Origin of the sequence: Streptacidiphilus sp. EB129, from assembly GCF_041262645.1 — a bacterium.
Classification (GTDB): Bacteria; Actinomycetota; Actinomycetes; order Streptomycetales; family Streptomycetaceae; genus Streptacidiphilus.
Map to the genome: position 1 here is coordinate 1 of NZ_JBGCCS010000016.1, position 17,631 is coordinate 17,631.

A 17,631-nucleotide genomic window follows, 5' to 3' on the forward strand; every position below is an offset into this window, starting at 1 on the left:
GAAGCTAAGCCTCACAGCGCCGATGGTACTGCAGGGGGGACCCTGTGGGAGAGTAGGACACCGCCGAACAACCATTAACAGAAGGCCCCCTGACCCAGCGTCAGGGGGCCTTTCTGCGTTCACCCGCGCCGGTCGGGACCCATCCGCTGCGGCCATCGGCTGCGGGGGCGGGTAAAGTCGCCGTACATCGTCCGTTCGTTTCAGGAGGCCCCCGGGTGGAGGTTCAGGAGACACGCGTGCAGACCGATCGCGTGCTCACCATCCCCAACCTGCTCAGCATGGCGCGGCTCGTTGGTGTACCCGTGTTCCTCTGGTTGGTGCTGTGGCCCGAGTTCGGTGGGCCCAACCACGACGGCTGGGCGATCCTGATCCTGATGGCCAGCGGGGTGAGCGACTACCTCGACGGCAAGCTGGCCCGCAAGTGGGGTCAGATCAGCCGGCTCGGGCAGCTGCTGGACCCGCTCGCGGACCGGCTGTTCGTGCTGTCCACGATCGTCGGTCTGACCTGGCGCGGGATCATGCCCTGGTGGCTGACCGCGCTGCTGCTGGGACGCGAGGTCTTCATCGCGGCGCTGCTGCCGTTCCTGCGACGGGCCGGCTACGGACCGCCACAGGTGAATTTTCTCGGAAAGGCGGCCACTTTCAATCTGATGTACGCCTTTCCGCTACTTCTGCTGACAGACAGGCATGACTGGCTCGGAACTGTGGCATTCATCATCGGATGGGCGTTCGTCTGGTGGGGTACGACGCTGTATTGGTGGGCAGGGATCCTGTACGCGGTTCAGACCCGGCGGCTGATGCGGTCGGGTGCCGTGGCCGACTGAGCCCGAGGTACCCGTGCGGTAGTGGCAGGGGGCCTCGATCCAGGGCCGGTCGGTGGACGACTCGTCCAGTACCGAGGCCACAAGGAGGAACCACCCGACATGAAGGCCGTAGTGATGGCCGGAGGCGAGGGCACCCGCCTGCGCCCCATGACGTCGAGCATGCCCAAGCCCCTGCTGCCGGTCGTGAACCGTCCGATCATGGAGCATGTGCTCCGCCTGCTGAAGCGGCACGGTCTGACCGACACCGTTGTGACCGTGCAGTTCCTCGCCTCCCTCGTCCGGAACTACTTCGGTGACGGAGAAGAGCTGGGCATGAACCTCACGTACGCGAACGAGGAGACCCCGCTCGGTACCGCCGGGAGTGTCAAGAACGCCGAGGACGCACTCAAGGACGACTCGTTCCTGGTGATCTCGGGGGATGCCCTCACCGACTTCGACCTGACCGAGCTGATGGAGTTCCACCGCTCCAAGGGGGCGCTGGTCACGGTGTGCCTGACCCGGGTGCCCAACCCGCTGGAGTTCGGCATCACCATCGTCGACGACGAGGGCAGGGTGGAGCGCTTCCTGGAGAAGCCCACCTGGGGCCAGGTCTTCTCGGACACGGTCAACACGGGCATCTACGTGATGGAGCCCGAGATCTTCTCCTATGTGGCGGCGGACCAGTCCGTGGACTGGTCCGGAGACGTGTTCCCGCAACTGCTCAAGGAGGGCAAGCCGATCTACGGCTTCATCGCCGAGGGCTACTGGGAGGACGTGGGCACGCACGAGAGCTACGGCAAGGCGCAGGCCGACGTGCTGGAGGGCAAGGTCGACGTCGACATCGACGGCTTCGAGATCTCGCCGGGCGTGTGGGTGGCGGAGGGCGCCGAGGTCGACCCCGAGGCGATCCTGCGCGGTCCCCTCTACATCGGCGACTACGCCAAGGTCGAGGCCGGTGTCGAACTGCGTGAGAACACCGTGCTGGGCAGCAACGTGGTGGTGAAGCGCGGGGCCTTCCTGCACCGCGCGATCATCCACGACAACGTCTACATCGGGCCGCAGTGCAATCTGCGCGGCTGCGTGATCGGCAAGAACACCGATGTGATGCGGGCGGCCCGGATCGACGACGGGGCGGTGATCGGTGACGAGTGCCTGATCGAGGAGGAGTCGATCATCGCGGGCAATGTCCGCGTGTACCCGTTCAAGACCATCGAGGCCGGCGCGGTGGTCAACACCTCGGTGATCTGGGAGTCCCGGGGCCAGGAGCACCTGTTCGGGGTCCGTGGCGTGTCCGGGGTCATCAACGTCGAGATCACCCCGGAACTCGCGGTGCGGCTGGCCGGCGCCTACGCGACCACGTTGAAGAAGGGCGCCACGGTCACCATCGCCCGTGACCACTCACGCGGTGCCCGTGCGCTCAAGCGCGCCATGATCTCCGCGTTGCAGGCCAGCGCCATCGACGTGCGCGACCTGGAGAACGTGCCGATGCCGGTGGCCCGGCAGCAGACCGCCCGGGGCAGTGCCGGCGGCATCATGCTGCGGACCACGCCGGGCGTCTCGGACTCGCTGGACATCCTCTTCTTCGACGAGCGCGGCGCGGACCTCTCCCAGGCCGGTCAGCGCAAGCTGGACCGGGTCTACGCCCGCCAGGAGTACCGGCGCGCGTTCCCCGGAGAGATCGGTGACCTGACCTTCCCCAGCAGCGTGTTCGACTCCTACGCGGGCACCCTGCTGCGTGCGGTCGACATCAGCGGTGTCGCCGAGGCGGGGCTGAAGGTCGTCATCGACGCCGCGCACGGCAGCGCGGGCCTGGTGCTGCCCAGCATCCTGGGCCGGCTGGGCATCGAGGCGCTCACCGTGAACCAGGGCATGGACGAGGCGAGGCCGACCGAGACCGACGAGGAGCGCCGCGCCGGCCTGGTGCGGCTGGGCGAGATGGTGGCCTCGTCCAAGGCCGCGTTCGGGGTGCGCTTCGACCCGGTGGGCGAGCGGGTCTCGTTCGTCGACGAGCGTGGGCACCTGATCGAGGACGACCGGGCGCTGCTGGTGTTCCTGGACCTGGTGGCGGCCGAGGGCCGCAGCGGCAAGGTGGCGCTCCCGGTGACCACGACCAGGATCGCCGAGCAGGTCGCCGCCTACCACGGCACCCAGGTGCTGTGGACGACGACCTCGCCGGACGACCTGACCCGCGCCGCGTCCGCTGAGGGCACGATCTTCGGCGGCGACGGGCGCGGGCGTTTCGTCATCCCGGAATTCAGCGGCGTGTTCGACGGTGCCGGGGCCTTCGTCCGGCTGGTGGGTCTGGTGGCCCGGACTCAGCTGACTCTCAGTCAGATCGATGCGCGGATTCCCAAGGCGCATGTGCACCGCCGGGATCTGGCGACCCCGTGGTCGGCGAAGGGCCTGGTCATGCGCTCGGTGGTGGAGGCGGCCGGGGACCGGCATGTCGACACCACGGACGGCGTCCGGGTGGTGGAGCCCGACGGCCGCTGGACCATGGTGGTGCCCGATCCGGCGGAGGCGGTCACCCACCTCTGGGCCGAGGGACCCGACGACGCGTCCACGCAGGCGCTGCTGGACGAGTGGGCGGCCGTGGTCGAGGCCACCGACCGCTGAGACCCGGGCCGGGCTCCGGCCGGGCTCTGGGCGGTCCCCGGCCCGAGCCCGGCGGAGCCCGGCCGGGTCCCAGGCCGGAGCCTGACCGGAGGCCGGCCGGAGCCGGCGCCGGGAATGTCACGATCGTGTGCCGGGTTCGGCGCCCGGGACGCGAGTTGCGTCGGGGGAGCCGCGCCGACGTGCGACGATGTGGCCCATGTCGGACACCGGGGCGGAGCGTGAACGGGCGGAGCGCTATGCGCGGCCCGACGCCTCCATGTCGCTGCTGACCACTGTCATGGAGCACAGCCTCGACGAGGGTTACGCCGAGGCGGCCCGTCGTCGCGGGGCCTACGGGAGCAGCCGGATGCCCGGCTCGCTGCGGGGGAAGCTGCTGCTGGGCGTGGGTCTGGCGCTGCCCGCGCTGGTGCTGACCATCGGGGCGGTCCAGGTGCGGGCGTCCGCGCCGGTCGCGGCGAAGGAGCGGCAGGAACTGGTGGCCCGGGTGGGCCTGGAGACGGCCAACGCGGACCAGGTCCAGCAGCAGGTGCAGCAGCTCCAGGCCCAGATCGCGGCGTTGCGCGGGCAGGGCGGCGGCGACGCCGCGGAGGCGGCGCGGCTGCAGCGGCTGGAGCTGGTGTCCGGCACCTCGGCCGCCTACGGGCCGGGACTGCAGGTCGTGTTGGACGACTCGGCGGCCGTGGGCACCGACGTCGGGGCCAACAACCCGCGTACCGCCGCCGGGTTCGCCGACAGCGGCCGGGTCCGGGACCGCGACGTCCAGCTGGTGGTCAACGCGCTGTGGCAGTCCGGCGCGCAGGGGATCGCCATCAACGGGCAGCGGCTCACCTCACTGTCCGCGATCCGTGCGGCCGGTGACGCGATACTCGTCGACAACCGGCCCTTGGTTCTTCCGTACACCGTGCTGGCCATCGGGGGGCCGCAGATGGGGGCCGCGTTCGACCAGAACGTGACCGGCGGGGTCTATCTGCGCCAGCTCCAGCAGTCGTACGGGATCAGATTCAGCGTCGGTCCGCAGGACCGTGTCGATCTACCGGCGGCGGCCAGGAGCACCCTGCTCTCCGCGGTGCCGACCGGTAGGGGAGGAGCAACACCGTGATCGCCGTACTCGGCCTCGTCGTCGGGGTCATCGTCGGGCTGGTGGTCCAGCCGGGCATTCCCACCGCCCTGGTGCCGTATCTGCCGATCGCCATCGTGGCCGCGCTGGACGCGGTCTTCGGCGGGATCAGGGCGATGCTCGACGGTATCTTCGACGACAAGGTCTTCGTGGTGTCGTTCCTGTCGAACGTCGTGGTCGCAGGCCTGATCGTGTTCCTCGGCGACCAGCTCGGGGTGGGCTCGCAGCTGTCCACCGGCGTGGTGGTGGTGCTGGGCATCCGGATCTTCTCCAACGCGGCGGCGATCCGCCGGCACCTGTTCCGGGCCTGAGACGTGGCACGCGTGCACCCGGTGCACGGGCGGGGCAGCGGAAGTGGGATGATCGGCGCAGGTCGGACGTGGCGGGAGCACAGGTGAGCAAGGACGAGGACAGGGCGGAGCCCGTCGCGGAGCCTCCCGCCTCCGAACCCGGAACTCCGCCGGGAGGCGTCGCACGCGACAGCGCGGCAGCCGATGCCGCCGCGCCCGGCGACGCGCGGGACGCGGACGCCGCGGAAGCCGGCGTCGACGGTACGGCGGCCGAGTCGCTGAGCGGCCGGCAGCGGCTGCTGGCCGCGATCTGGCCGCCGCGGCTGAACCGGGCCCAACTCCTGGTCGCGGTACTGCTGTTCTCGCTCGGCCTCGGCCTGGCGATCCAGGTGCGCTCGACGAGCACCAGCGACAGCCAGCTGCGCGGCGCCCGGCAGGAGGACCTGGTCCGGATCCTGGACGAGGTGGACGCGCGTCAGCAGCGGCTGCAGAGTGAGCGGCAGCAGTTGCAGCAGTCGCTCACCACCCTGCAGAACAGCTCCCAGCAGGCGAAGGAGGCGCAGATCCAGACGCTGACCAAGGAGCAGCAGCTGGGGGTGCTGGCCGGTACGGTCGGCGCGACCGGCCCCGGGATCGAGCTCACCATCACCGACCCCGCCGGCAAGGTGCAGGCCGATATGCTGCTCAACACGCTGGAGGAGCTGCGGGCGGCTGGGGCGGAGGCGGTGCAGATCAACGATGTGCGGGTGGTCGCGAACACGTGGTTCGCCGACGCCGGAACCGGCATGGTCACGGTCGGCGGCACGCAGGTCTCGCAGCCGTACCGCTTCACCGTGATCGGCAACTCGCACGACCTCGACACCGCGCTCAACATTCCCGGTGGAGTGGTGCAGACGGTGGACAAGGACCAGGCCACGGCGACGGTGACGGAGAAGTCGTCGGTCGCGGTCACGGCCTTGATCCCGCTCACATCGACTGACTACGCTCACTCGGCGCAACCATGACGGCTCGTCGGGCCGTCTTGAGGCCTGCAGTCCGGTTCTGTGGCCGGAGTTCACACCTATCGTCCATGATGGCTTCACCCTGCCTCACCGGCGGGTTCGTGTCACGCAAGGGGAATCGTCCGTGAGTCTGTTCTCGAAGCTGTTCGGTCGGAAGTCCCCGAAGGCTGCCGTGGAAGCCCCTACCGCCCGGCACCGCCGGGCGGACGAGGGAGGCCCGGTCGTGCCGGGCATGCGTGGCGCATCGGAGTACGACGCCTTCGCCCCCGCCGACGACCGCGCGCTGTTCCGCGGCGACGCGCGACACGCGGACGCGCAGGGTGGGGGCGGCATAGCCCCAGGGGCAGTACCCTCAACCTCAGGTGGAGAGTTTGGCGTCGATCCCTATGCGCAGCAGAGTGCGGCGCAGAGCGTGGGGGGCGATCCGCGACAGGAGGCCGCAGGCGTGACCGTGTGCACCCGCTGTGGGAGCAGCAACCCCGAGGCGAGCCGGTTCTGTTCCAACTGCGGCGCACCGCTGCGGGCCCGGGGCGCGGCGGAGCGCCCGTCGGAGACCACGTCGACCATCTCGATCTCGGGGCTGGAGGCCTACGAGCCCGAGGTGTCGGCGGCCGCGGTGTCGCCGGCGATCTCGCCGGAGGCGCAGGCCGCGGTCGACGCGCTGCCGCCCGGCTCGGCGCTGCTGGTGGTCCGTCGCGGTCCGAACTCGGGCAGCCGGTTCCTGCTGGACACCGAGCTGACCACGGCGGGCCGGCACCCGGAGAGCGACATCTTCCTGGACGACATCACCGTGTCCCGGCGGCATGTCGAGTTCCGGCGCACGCCCACCGGCTTCAGCGTCGCGGACGTCGGCAGCCTCAACGGCACCTACGTCAACCGGGAGCGGATCGACGAGGTGCCGCTCAGCACCGGCGACGAGGTCCAGATCGGTAAGTACCGGCTGGTCTTCTTCGAGGGTCGCAGGGGGTACTGACGGCCGGACCGCCGTAGCAGGTCCGGCACATCACGGAGGAGATGGTCTGTGCAGGGCGACAACGGCGGGTCCGACACGGCCGGGCAACTGCTGAGCATCGGTGCGGTGCTCGGCGTGCTGAGTGACGAGTTCCCCGAGGTGACCATCTCCAAGATCCGGTTCCTGGAGGCGGAGCGGCTGGTCGAGCCGCAGCGGACGCCCTCGGGCTACCGCAAGTTCAGCCGTGACGACGTCACCAGGCTGGGCTATGTGCTGCGGATGCAGCGCGACCACTACCTGCCGTTGCGGGTGATCCGTGAGCACCTGGACGCGATGGACGCCGGCGAGGCGCCCCCGGCCCTGCCGGGGGCGGAGCAGCAGGCGGTGGGCGCCGGCCCGTCCGGTCCGGGCTCCGACCCGGAGGGCGCGCGTGAGGCGGTGCTGCCCGGTCCGAGGCTGGGGCGGGCGGAACTGCTCGCGGCGGCCGGGATCGGGGAGCAGCAACTCGCCGACTGGGAGTCCTACGGCCTGGTCGTGGCCACCGCGGACGGCGGGTTCGACCCGGAGATGCTGCAGGTGGCCCGGCTGGTCGCGGAGCTGGGGCGGTTCGGCCTGGAGCCGCGGCACCTGCGCGCAGTGAAGGCCGCCGCGGACCGCGAGGTCGGCCTGGTGGAGCAGGTGGTGGCGCCGTTGCGGCGCCACCGCAACCCGCAGACCCGGGCTCATGCGGCGGCGCTGGCAAGGGAGTTGGCGACGCTGTCGGTGCGCCTGCACGCGGCTCTGGTGCAGGCCGGGCTGCGCGCCCAGCCGGGAGTCTGAGCGTGGCGGGGCGATTTCGGGATCTCGCCGGGCACCTGCGGGGAGGCCGGAATGCCACGCAATCGCGGGCAGAACCCGTGAGAACTGGAGTATCGGCCCGCCGCACCCTAGGGTTGCAGGTGTGAACGAGCTAGACGTCGTGGGTGTCAGGGTGGAAATGCCCTCCAACCAGCCGATTGTTCTCCTGCGCGAGGTGGGGGGCGACCGGTATCTCCCCATTTGGATCGGCCCGGGGGAGGCCACCGCCATTGCCTTCGCCCAGCAGGGGATGACGCCGGTGCGTCCGCTCACGCACGATCTGTTCCGCAATGTGCTGGAGGCGGTGGGTCAGCAGCTCACCGAGGTGCGGATCACCGACCTGCGGGAGGGTGTGTTCTACGCCGAACTGGTGTTCGCCAGCGGGGTGGAGGTCAGCGCCCGTCCCTCCGACGCCATAGCCCTGGCGCTGCGCACCGGCGCGCCGATCTACGGCAGCGACGGAGTCCTGGACGAGGCCGGGATCGCGATCCCGGACGAGCAGGAGGACGAGGTCGAACGGTTCCGGGAGTTCCTGGACCAGATCTCGCCCGAGGACTTCGGCAGCAGCAACCAGTAGGCACCTGCGGTACCCCTCATGTTGGGGCAGTCGGGCATTCGGAGGCCTTTACCCGTGCTCAGGGCACGCTAAACCACTCATCAGGGCGACATCACCCGCCATGCCGAGCGTGGCGATCGTTGACGCGCGTTCGGCAACTGCCTACCGTCGGGTGTGGACGTCCCGGGTGCGCCACTTCGCACCCCGCCTGCGATCGGGCACCCCAGGGCGATTCCGCTGGACGAGTGGACGGAGGGCCGCGTGAGCAGCACCGGCGACAGCATGGCCGCGGGTGGCTCCTGCCCGATCCACCCCGCACTGCGTCCGTCCGGGCGCCCCGCCCGCATCGGCTGGGAGACGGTCGCGGCGACCGTCGTGCCCGAGCAGGGTGGGGGGGACTGCGGCGGCAGGGAGTCCCTCCCGGCCCAGCAGCCCGACCCGGAGGCGTACCCGCCCTCCGGCGTCGACCCCGGTTCGGAGCTGATCGGTTACCGGGGCCCCACCGCGTGCGCGGCCGCCGGGATCACCTACCGCCAACTGGACTACTGGGCCAGGACCGGCCTGGTCGAGCCCAGCGTGCGCGCGGCCCAGGGCTCCGGTACCCAGCGGCTCTACGGGTTCCGCGACATCCTGCTGCTCAAGGTCGTGAAGCGGCTGCTGGACGCCGGCGTCTCGCTGCAGAGCATCCGGGCCTCGGTGGTGCACCTGCGGGCCTGCGGCGTCGCGGACCTGTCCGGCATCACGCTGATGAGCGACGGCGCCACGGTGCACCAGTGCACCACTCCGCACCAGGTCGTCGACCTGCTGCAGGGCGGGCAGGGCGTGTTCGGCATCGCCCTGGGCGCGGTGTGGCGGGAGCTCGACGGCTCGCTGCGGCGGCTGCACGGCGAACGCGCCGACACCGGCGAGACGCTGGTCGGCTACGACCCCGGCGACGAACTGGCCCGGCGCCGCAACCGGGCGGGCTGAAACCCGCGTCCGCACTCCTCGAAACCCCGGCTGCGATCATCGTCCACGATCATTGCGGCGGGGACCGAGCGGATGCGGGGGAACGGGTGCTGCGGGAACAGGTGCTGCGGGAACGGGCGCGGGACGGCTCGGCGGGACGGCTCGACGGATCATGGGCGAGGCGCCGGGCACGAACGCTGTGGCGCGCGCTGCGGACCAGGCGGGGCCAACGGCTGGCGTTCCAGCTCTTCGTGGCCCTGACGGTGCTGGTGTCGCTGCCGCCGGCCTGGCTGCACCTCAGCAGCGACGGGCGGTTGCGTACCGTGGCGAACGCGCCGTCCGAGCCGGTCGCGGTGGTCTTCGGCGCCGGGCTCGACCACGGCAGGCCCACCCCGTACCTGGCGCACCGGCTGGACGCCGCGCTCGCCCTGTACCGGCGCGGGGCGGTCCAGGAGTTCCTGGTCACCGGCGACAACGGCCACGTCGGCTACGACGAGCCCGACGCCATGCGCGACTACCTGCTCCAGCACGGGGTCCCCTCGGACCGGGTGGTCCGCGACTACGCCGGCTTCGACACCTGGGACTCCTGCGCGCGGGCCGCGCGGATCTTCGGGGTGCGCCGGGCGACCCTGGTCACCCAGGGGTTCCACATCCGGCGCGCGCTGGCCCTGTGCCGGGCGGCCGGGATCGACGCCTACGGGGTCGGCGTCGACGAGACGCACGACGCCACCTGGTACTACGGCGGCTTCCGCGAGCTTCCGGCGGCCGGGGAGGCCGCCCTGGACGTGCTGTTCACCCCCGATCCCTCGCTGCTCGGCCCACCCGTCCCGATGCCGGTGCACTGAGTCCCGTCCCATGCTGCCGGGCGTTGTCAGTGGTGTGCGCGATGATCGAGGCATGCGGGCCCTGCCGTCGATCCTCCACCTCGACATGGACGCCTTCTTCGCCGCGGTGGAGCAGGCGTCCAAGCCGAGCCTGCGCGGAAAGCCGGTGATCGTCGGCGGCCTGGGCAACCGGGGCGTGGTCGCCACCGCCTCCTACGAGGCGCGCCGGTTCGGCGTGCACTCGGCGATGCCGATGGCGCAGGCCCGGCGGCTCTGTCCGAACGCGGCGTTCCTGATCCCCCGGTTCGAGCTCTACCGGGAGGTGAGCGACTTCGTCATGGGCCTGCTGCGGGAGCTGTCTCCGCTGGTGGAACCGCTGAGCCTGGACGAGGCCTTCGTCGACCTGGAGGCCGGACCCTACCGGGAACTGCTGGCCTCCGGCGGGCCCGAGGAGGGCGCGCAACTGCTGCGGGCCCTGGGCGAGGACCTGCGCAGCGACATTCGCGAGGGGGTCGGGCTGACCGCGTCGGTGGGCCTGTCCGGGACCAAGTTCCTCGCCAAGATCGCCTCGGAGGACGCCAAGCCGGACGGGCTGGTGCTGATCGAACCCGGGCGGGAGCGCGAGGTGCTGGACCCGCTGCCGGTCCGCGCCCTGCCCGGGGTCGGCCCCGCCACGGCCGAGACGCTGCGCCGGGTGGGCCTCACCCTGGTCTCCGAGGTCGCGGCCACTCCCGAGGACGAACTGGTGCGCCTGCTGGGCCGGGCGCACGGCGCCGGTGTGCACGCGCTCGCCCTGGGTCTGGACGAACGGCCGGTGGTGGCCGAGCGGGACGCCAAGTCGGTCTCCGTCGAGGACACCTTCGAGGTGGACCTGGCCGACCGGGAGCGGATCAGGGACGAGCTCGACCGGCTGGCCGAGCGCTGCGTGGGGCGGCTGCGTGCGGCGGGGCGTTCCGGGCGGACCGTGGTGATCAAGGTGCGCCGCTTCGACTTCTCCACACTGACCCGCTCCGAGACGCTGCCCTCCCCGACCGACGATCCGCTGGTGATCTCCGGGATGGCGCGCCGGCTGCTGGAACAGGTGGAACTCACCGGCGGCGTCCGGCTGCTCGGTGTGGGGGTGTCCGGACTGGCGGACTTCACCCAGGAGGACCTCTTCGCCCAGGCCCAGCGCGAGGCCCTGGACGTTCGGCAGGAGGCGGAGGCCCACGCGGAGGGCTCCGCCGCTACGGCTGAGGGCGTTGCGGACGCCGGGAGCGTGCCGGGGGACGGGACCGCTGCCGGGGCCGCTGCGGACGCCGGGAGCGGCGCAGATGCGGCGGAGGCCGGGGAGGGGTCTGACGCCGCGTACGGGGGGCCCGCCGGGCCCCGGGCGTTCCACCCGGGGCGGCTGGTACCGGAGCCGGCCGACGCCCGGTCGCCCGCGGCGCGCCGCTGGATGCCGGGCCAGGACGTCCACCACGCCGAGCTGGGCCCCGGCTGGGTGCAGGGCAGCGGGGTCGGCCGGGTGACCGTCCGCTTCGAGAGCCCGTGGTCGCCGGTCGGCCGGGTACGGACCTTCGCCGTCGACGACCCGGACCTGGACCCGGCCCGCGCCCAGTCGCTGCTGCGCACCGCCCGGACTGCGCAGCCCCAGGACCAGCCGCCGCCCCCGGAGCCGGCATCGCCCCTGGGCCAGCCGCCGCCCCGGGACCCGCCGCCCCCGGAGCCGGCGCCGGCCCAGGACCGGACGCCGACGGGGGGTCAGGCGCCGATGGCGTGATCGGGGTCCTCGGGGCGCGCGGGCGGGGTGTAGGGGGGAGCCATCGGCTGGCCGCTGCCGGGGACCGGCGTCGGGCCGGTGGGGCGGGTGCTGTCCTGCACCTGGATGTGCTCCCGGTGCAGCTCGTCCCGGACCACCTCCTCCTCGGTGAACCGCTCGGTCACCAGCCGGATCCGCTCCACCGGGACGATCGCCTTGCGGACCACCACCCGCTGCTCGTGCAGGGTGACCTCCTCCGAGCTCTCCGCGATCTCCTGGTCCGACAGCTGCACCCGCTCCTCCGCGCCGACCGGCACCCGCTCGACCCGGATCCGCTCGCGGATCACCGGGACCCGGCGCTCCACCTGCTCGGTGGTGACGTACTTGCGCAGCCGGGCCCGGCCCAGCACGCGCCACTCGGTGGAGATGTCCAGCCGCTCCTCACGGCAGACGAATTCGACCGGCTCGGGGACCCCCACGTTGGCCTGCTGCTCCGCGGTACGGGAGGCCAACGGCGCGGCACCGCCCTTGGCGAGGCTCGGCGCGGCGCTGCCCGGCAGCGGGTCGGTGAGCGGGTCCGGCTTGGCCACCGGGGTGCTCGCGGTGGTGGCCGCGGGGCTCTGCGGCGGTGCGGCGGGCGGCGCGGCGGTGAACGCCGCGGTGCGGCTGGTGTCCATCCGGGGCGCGTCCGTCCGGGGAGCCTCCATGCGGGCCGCGTCCGCGCGTGCGGTGCCGGCGGTGTCGTGGCGCGGCGGCGCCTCCGCCCGCGACGGCACCGTGGTGGCGGCGACGGTGGCCGCCACCGGAGCGGCCATGCCCGCGCCGCTCGCGGAGACCACCGGGGTCGACACGGTGCCGGTGGTCGACGTCGAGGCCGGGTCCGCCTTGGCGGCGGCCTTCGCGGCGTCCCCGGCCGCGCCCCCGGCGCTGCCCGCGCCGCTGTCCTGGCCGCCGGTCGGAACCTCAAGACCGTAGTAGCGGTACAGCTGCAGTTCCTGCGCCGGCGACAGGTGCTGGCCCGCGCCGAAGTCGGGGGAGTCCTTCACCTGCGACTTCTCGTAGGGCACCCGCAGCTCGTCGCTGATGAACTCGCTGGTGGCGAGCGGGACGAAGGCGTCGCGACCGAACAGCCCGGTGCGCACGGCGGCCCACTCCGGCTGGCCGGTGGCGTCGTCCAGGTACACCTCGTCCACCGTTCCGATCTTGTCGCCGTTGCGGTCCACAGCCTTGTGGCCGATCAGGTCCCTGGGGTCGATCTCGGTCTGCACGGCTCGTCCACTCCTCACGGCGGGCTGGGCAATACTGGTCAACTCATACGAAAAGGCACAAAGATCGATTTGTCGAATGCCCGCAGCCATTGCGGGTGTGTCGCTACTCCATTCGATGGATGTCCGACTCCCGCTGGTACCCTTGCCCCGACCAGTCGAGTGCGCGCGGGAGAGTCCGTGCACCGCTGCGGCGCCGAAGGAGCAACTCCTCCCCGGAATCTCTCAGGCACCCGTACCGCGCGCGCGAGGTCACTCTGGAAAGCAGGGCCTGTTCCACACGGCCCTCACCGACGGTGAAAGCCGGCTGCGGCCGGTGAAGCTCTCAGGTTCCATGACAGAGGGGGAGGTCGTCCCGGCACACCCACAGTGCCATCCGGGTCCGACCAGGAGGCTCCCCAGCCATGACGTCCACACTCTCCGGGCTTGAGCAGTCGAGCCCCTTCGAGAACCGCCACATCGGCCCCGACGCCGAAGCGCAGGCGAAGATGCTGGCCCAGGTCGGCTACGCCAGCCTGGACGAGCTCACCGCCGCCGCCGTGCCGGCCGCGATCCGCAGCCTGGAGGCACTGGACCTCCCCGCCGCGCGCTCCGAGGCCGAGGTGCTGGCCGAGCTGCGCGCGCTGGCCGACCGCAACCAGGTGCTGCGTTCGATGATCGGACTGGGGTACCACGGCACCTTCACGCCGCCGGTGATCCTGCGCAACGTGCTGGAGAACCCCTCCTGGTACACCGCCTACACCCCGTACCAGCCGGAGATCTCGCAGGGCCGGCTTGAGGCCCTGATCAACTTCCAGACCGTGGTCTCCGACCTCACCGGTCTGCCCACCTCCGGGGCCTCGCTGCTGGACGAGGGCACCGCCGCCGCCGAGGCGGTCGCGCTGGCCCGCCGGATGGGCAAGGTCAAGGGCGGCGTGTTCGTCATCGACGCCGACGCCCTGCCGCAGACCATCGCCGTGATCCAGACCCGGTGCGAGCCGACCGGGGTGGAGACCGTGGTCGCCGACCTCAGCGCGGGCATCCCCGCCGAGCTGGCCGAGCGCGGCGTCTTCGGCGTGCTGCTGCAGTACCCGGGCGCCTCCGGCGTGGTCCGCGACCTCGCCCCGGTGATCGAGCAGGCGCACGGCCTGGGCGCGGTCGTCGCCGTCGCCGCCGACCTGCTGGCCCTGACCCTGCTCACCTCGCCCGGCGCGCTGGGCGCGGACATCGCGATCGGCACCACCCAGCGCTTCGGCGTGCCGATGGGCTTCGGCGGACCGCACGCCGGCTACATGGCCGTCCGCGCCGAGTACGCCCGCAGCCTGCCCGGCCGCCTGGTCGGCGTCTCCGTCGACGCCGACGGCAACCGTGCCTACCGGCTCGCCCTGCAGACCCGCGAGCAGCACATCCGCCGCGAGAAGGCCACCAGCAACATCTGCACCGCCCAGGTGCTGCTCGCCGTGATGGCCTCGATGTACGCGGTCTACCACGGCCCGGACGGGCTGCGCGACATCGCCGCCCGCACCCATCGCTACGCCACCGTGCTGGCCGAGGGCCTGCGCGCGGGTGACGTCGAGATCGTCCACGACGCCTTCTTCGACACCGTCACCGCCCGGGTGCCCGGCCGCGCCGCCGCCGTGGTCGACTCGGCCCGCCTGGCCGGGGTCAACCTGCGCCTGGTCGACGCCGACCTGGTCGGCGTCGCCTGCGACGAGACCACCACCCGCGCCGACCTGGCCGCGGTCTGGACCGCCTTCGGCATCCCGGCCGCCGCCGTCGCCGAGGTCGACGCGCTGGACGCCGCCGCCGGCGAGCGGCTGCCGAAGGCACTGCTGCGCACCGACGAGTACCTCACCCACCCGGTGTTCCACGCGCACCGCTCCGAGACCGGCATGCTGCGCTACCTGCGCAAGCTCGCCGACAAGGACTACGCGCTGGACCGCGGCATGATCCCGCTGGGCTCCTGCACCATGAAGCTCAACGCGACCACCGAGATGGAGCCGGTCACCTGGCCGGAGTTCGCCGCGGTGCACCCCTTCGCGCCGGAGCAGCAGGCCGCCGGGTACCTGACCCTGATCCACGAGCTGGAGGACCGGCTCGCCGAGCTCACCGGCTACGACAAGGTCAGCCTGCAGCCCAACGCCGGCTCCCAGGGCGAGCTGGCCGGACTGCTCGCGGTCCGCGCCTACCACCACGCCAACGGCGACACCGGCCGTGACGTCTGCCTGATCCCCTCCTCCGCGCACGGCACCAACGCCGCCAGCGCGGTGATGGCGGGGATGCGGGTCGTGGTCGTGAAGACCCTGGTCGACGGCGACGTGGACGTCGAGGACCTGCACGCCAAGATCGAGCAGCACCGGGACCAGCTCTCGGTGCTGATGGTCACCTACCCGTCCACGCACGGCGTGTTCGAGGAGAACATCGCCGACATCTGCGCGACGGTGCACGAGGCCGGCGGCCAGGTGTACGTGGACGGCGCCAACCTCAACGCGATGGTCGGCCTGGCCAAGCCGGGCAAGTTCGGCGGCGACGTCTCGCACCTGAACCTGCACAAGACCTTCTGCATCCCGCACGGCGGCGGCGGCCCCGGCGTCGGCCCGGTCGCGGTGCGCGCGCACCTCGCCCCGTACCTGCCGAACCACCCGCTGCAGCCGTCGGCGGGCCCGGAGACCGGGGTCGGCCCGATCTCGGCCGCGCCCTGGGGCTCGGCGGCGATCCTGCCGATCTCCTGGTCGTACGTCCGGCTGATGGGCGGCGAGGGCCTCAAGCGCGCCACCCAGGTCGCGGTGCTCAGCGCCAACTACATCGCCAAGCGGCTGGCCCCGTACTACCCGGTGCTCTACACCGGCCCGTCCGGCCTGGTCGCGCACGAGTGCATCATCGACCTGCGCCCGCTGGCGAAGTCGGCCGGGGTGAGCGTGGACGACGTGGCCAAGCGCCTGATCGACTACGGCTTCCACGCCCCGACGATGTCGTTCCCGGTCGCCGGGACGCTGATGATCGAGCCGACCGAGAGCGAGGACCTCGGTGAGATCGACCGCTTCTGCGAGGCGATGATCGCCATTCGCGGCGAGATCGACCGGGTCGGCGCGGGCGAGTGGCCGGCCGGGGACAACCCGCTGGCCAACGCCCCGCACACGGCCGCGCTGCTGGCCGGCGACTGGGAGCACCCCTACACCCGCCAGGAGGCGGTCTTCCCGGCCGGGGTCAACCCCGCCGAGAAGTACTGGCCGCCGGTCCGCCGCATCGACGGTGCCTACGGCGACCGCAACCTGGTCTGCTCCTGCCCGCCGCTCGAGGACTACGAGGCGTAAGCCTCGCAAAAAGGGGCGCGAGGAACTGCGCTGCCAACCATCGACTGAGGTAGAGGGTTGGTCGCGCAGTTCCCCGCGCCCTGCGTCTTTCTGCCGCCGAAGGCGGCTACGCTGCGGCGAGGCTCCGTCGCGGAGCGATCACCCGGCCGTCGGGGAGGATCTCGCCGGTGTCCTCGAACAGCAGGACGCCGTTGCACAGCAGACTCCAGCCCTGTTCGGGGTGGCTCGCGACGACGACGGCCGCCTCTCGGTCCGGTGAATCGGCCGAAGGGCATTCAGGACGGTGCTGGCACATAGCGCGTACCCTCGATTCGACGTTTCAGATCACCGCGCGGTCCGCTTCGGAGGTGTGAACCGCCTGCTTCCCGGGTAGAAGCTGAAGCTGCCCGTGCTGGTTCCCAGTGTTGACGCCTGGAGACGCTTCCGCAGCCTTTTGGTGACATGCGTCACCGCTCTGCATCATGGACCACCCGTTTGGAGCCGGTAGCCCCGTCCGGGCATGACGAAATGACCATGCTCGGCATGGTCATTTCGGGTGGTGGTGATCGCTGGAGCGGGTGATTCAGCCGGTTGCGGTGAGGAGTTGCCGGCTACCCACGGCGAGCAGCGCCAGCAGCTCGTCCGCGTGGTGCGGCAGGTGCGCGGTCACCCCCAGCGGCGCCGGGGCCAGCGGAATCAGCAGGTCCGCGCTCTGGGCCCGATCCAGGATCGGGTGCAGCCAGAGCGCCGCCATGTAGTGGCCGGGCACGGACAGCAGGCGGGGCAGGTAGACCGTGGGTGACCCCCCGGTGTGCTGCGCCGCCTGCTGCAGCGCCCGCAGCGTCGACAGCGGGTAGGGACCCTCGGCGAAGTGCGAGAAGGCCTGACCCTCGGGGGACTCCACGGTGTCCGCCGCGGCGAGCACCTCGTCGCCGTCCCTGATCAGAAAGCGCCAGCCGGTGCGCCGCGCCCCGGCCAGGGGGCTGTCCTGCGGATACGACGCCACCGGATCGAGCAGATGGACCGGCAGCGGGTTCGCCGGGGCCAGCAGCCCCGCGCTTCGGCGCATGGCCGCGGTGCGGACCGCACGCACGGCGGAGGGGTCGTCGAGCGCGTCGAGGACGGCGCGCAGGGCGGCGGCAGGAGGCTGGGGCAGCGACAGGGGCATGGATTCGCCTCTCGTGGCAGAGACGTGCGGGGAAGCCGCCGACGCCGGGGGCGGACGTCGGAGCCTGGGGGAGTTCGCGTATGCGGGTGCGGTGCCTGGTGCGTCGGAGCCGTGCGTGGTGCGGTGTGGCCGAGCGGTGCGTTCGTGGGCGCTGGTCCGAGCCGTTGCGGACGGTACGGGTGTCGAAGCCTGCGCAGGAGGAGTTGCCACCAGGTCGGGCAACTCATACCAGTACGACGAG

The 17,631-nt window shown here is 71.9% G+C and carries 15 protein-coding genes and 1 riboswitch; of the genes, 12 read left to right on the forward strand and 3 right to left on the reverse strand.

Translation table 11 applies throughout. The features are described from left to right. Positions 1-215 precede the first annotated feature (215 nt). The 11 genes from ABH925_RS20295 to ABH925_RS20345 all read left to right on the forward strand — a co-directional run bounded on the left by ABH925_RS20295 (position 216) and on the right by ABH925_RS20345 (position 11,706). On the forward strand, positions 216-824 hold the full coding sequence (locus ABH925_RS20295) for a CDP-alcohol phosphatidyltransferase family protein (RefSeq protein ID WP_370149824.1): 609 nt from the start codon (positions 216-218) through the stop codon (positions 822-824). A gap of 99 nt (positions 825-923) precedes the next feature. After that, a complete protein-coding gene (locus tag ABH925_RS20300; RefSeq protein ID WP_370149827.1) occupies positions 924-3,419 on the forward strand; it encodes a sugar phosphate nucleotidyltransferase in 2,496 nt (831 codons plus the stop codon). A gap of 196 nt (positions 3,420-3,615) precedes the next feature. Next, positions 3,616-4,518 (forward strand): DUF881 domain-containing protein, encoded by a 903-nt coding sequence (locus tag ABH925_RS20305; RefSeq protein WP_370149830.1) that lies wholly within the window; start codon positions 3,616-3,618, stop codon positions 4,516-4,518. After that, a complete protein-coding gene (locus ABH925_RS20310; protein ID WP_370149832.1) occupies positions 4,515-4,847 on the forward strand; it encodes a small basic family protein in 333 nt (110 codons plus the stop codon). The genes ABH925_RS20305 and ABH925_RS20310 overlap by 4 nt, the downstream gene beginning before the upstream one ends. Positions 4,848-4,930: 83 nt before the next feature. Beyond that, on the forward strand, positions 4,931-5,830 hold the full coding sequence (locus ABH925_RS20315) for a DUF881 domain-containing protein (protein WP_370149836.1): 900 nt from the start codon (positions 4,931-4,933) through the stop codon (positions 5,828-5,830). Between the two features lie 442 nt (positions 5,831-6,272). Continuing rightward, on the forward strand, positions 6,273-6,800 hold the full coding sequence (locus tag ABH925_RS20320) for an FHA domain-containing protein (protein ID WP_370149839.1): 528 nt from the start codon (positions 6,273-6,275) through the stop codon (positions 6,798-6,800). Positions 6,801-6,848: 48 nt separating this feature from the next. Further along, positions 6,849-7,598: a MerR family transcriptional regulator gene (locus ABH925_RS20325; protein WP_370149841.1), complete on the forward strand. Its 750-nt coding sequence runs from the start codon at positions 6,849-6,851 to the stop codon at positions 7,596-7,598. Between the two features lie 121 nt (positions 7,599-7,719). Next, positions 7,720-8,193 carry a bifunctional nuclease family protein gene (locus ABH925_RS20330; RefSeq protein ID WP_370149843.1) on the forward strand — a complete coding sequence of 158 codons (474 nt, stop codon included), beginning with the start codon at positions 7,720-7,722 and terminating at the stop codon, positions 8,191-8,193. Between the two features lie 240 nt (positions 8,194-8,433). Then, entirely contained in the window at positions 8,434-9,141 is a 708-nt protein-coding gene (locus ABH925_RS20335; RefSeq protein WP_370149845.1) for a MerR family transcriptional regulator, read from the forward strand. An 89-nt stretch (positions 9,142-9,230) separates the two neighbouring features. Continuing rightward, positions 9,231-9,965, forward strand: a complete 735-nt coding sequence (locus ABH925_RS20340; RefSeq protein ID WP_370150115.1) for a vancomycin high temperature exclusion protein — start codon at positions 9,231-9,233, stop codon at positions 9,963-9,965. A gap of 52 nt (positions 9,966-10,017) precedes the next feature. After that, positions 10,018-11,706: a DNA polymerase IV gene (locus ABH925_RS20345; RefSeq protein ID WP_370149848.1), complete on the forward strand. Its 1,689-nt coding sequence runs from the start codon at positions 10,018-10,020 to the stop codon at positions 11,704-11,706. Here the strand turns inward: ABH925_RS20345 and ABH925_RS20350 are convergent. Then, positions 11,688-12,953, reverse strand: coding sequence for a PRC and DUF2382 domain-containing protein (locus tag ABH925_RS20350; protein WP_370149851.1), 1,266 nt, complete (start codon positions 12,951-12,953; stop codon positions 11,688-11,690). The genes ABH925_RS20345 and ABH925_RS20350 overlap by 19 nt on opposite strands. Before the next feature lie 156 nt (positions 12,954-13,109). Next, a riboswitch (glycine riboswitch) is annotated at positions 13,110-13,201 on the forward strand. 153 nt (positions 13,202-13,354) lie between these two features. On the opposite strand from ABH925_RS20350, the gene gcvP reads away from it, so the two are divergent. Next, on the forward strand, positions 13,355-16,243 hold the full coding sequence (gene gcvP, locus ABH925_RS20355; protein ID WP_370149854.1) for an aminomethyl-transferring glycine dehydrogenase: 2,889 nt from the start codon (positions 13,355-13,357) through the stop codon (positions 16,241-16,243). Positions 16,244-16,349: 106 nt separating this feature from the next. Here the strand turns inward: gcvP and ABH925_RS20360 are convergent, their stop codons facing one another. Further along, positions 16,350-16,538 (reverse strand): DUF5999 family protein, encoded by a 189-nt coding sequence (locus ABH925_RS20360; protein ID WP_370149858.1) that lies wholly within the window; start codon positions 16,536-16,538, stop codon positions 16,350-16,352. Positions 16,539-16,805: 267 nt separating this feature from the next. After that, positions 16,806-17,390, reverse strand: a complete 585-nt coding sequence (locus tag ABH925_RS20365; protein WP_370149861.1) for a hypothetical protein — start codon at positions 17,388-17,390, stop codon at positions 16,806-16,808. Positions 17,391-17,631 lie beyond the last annotated feature (241 nt).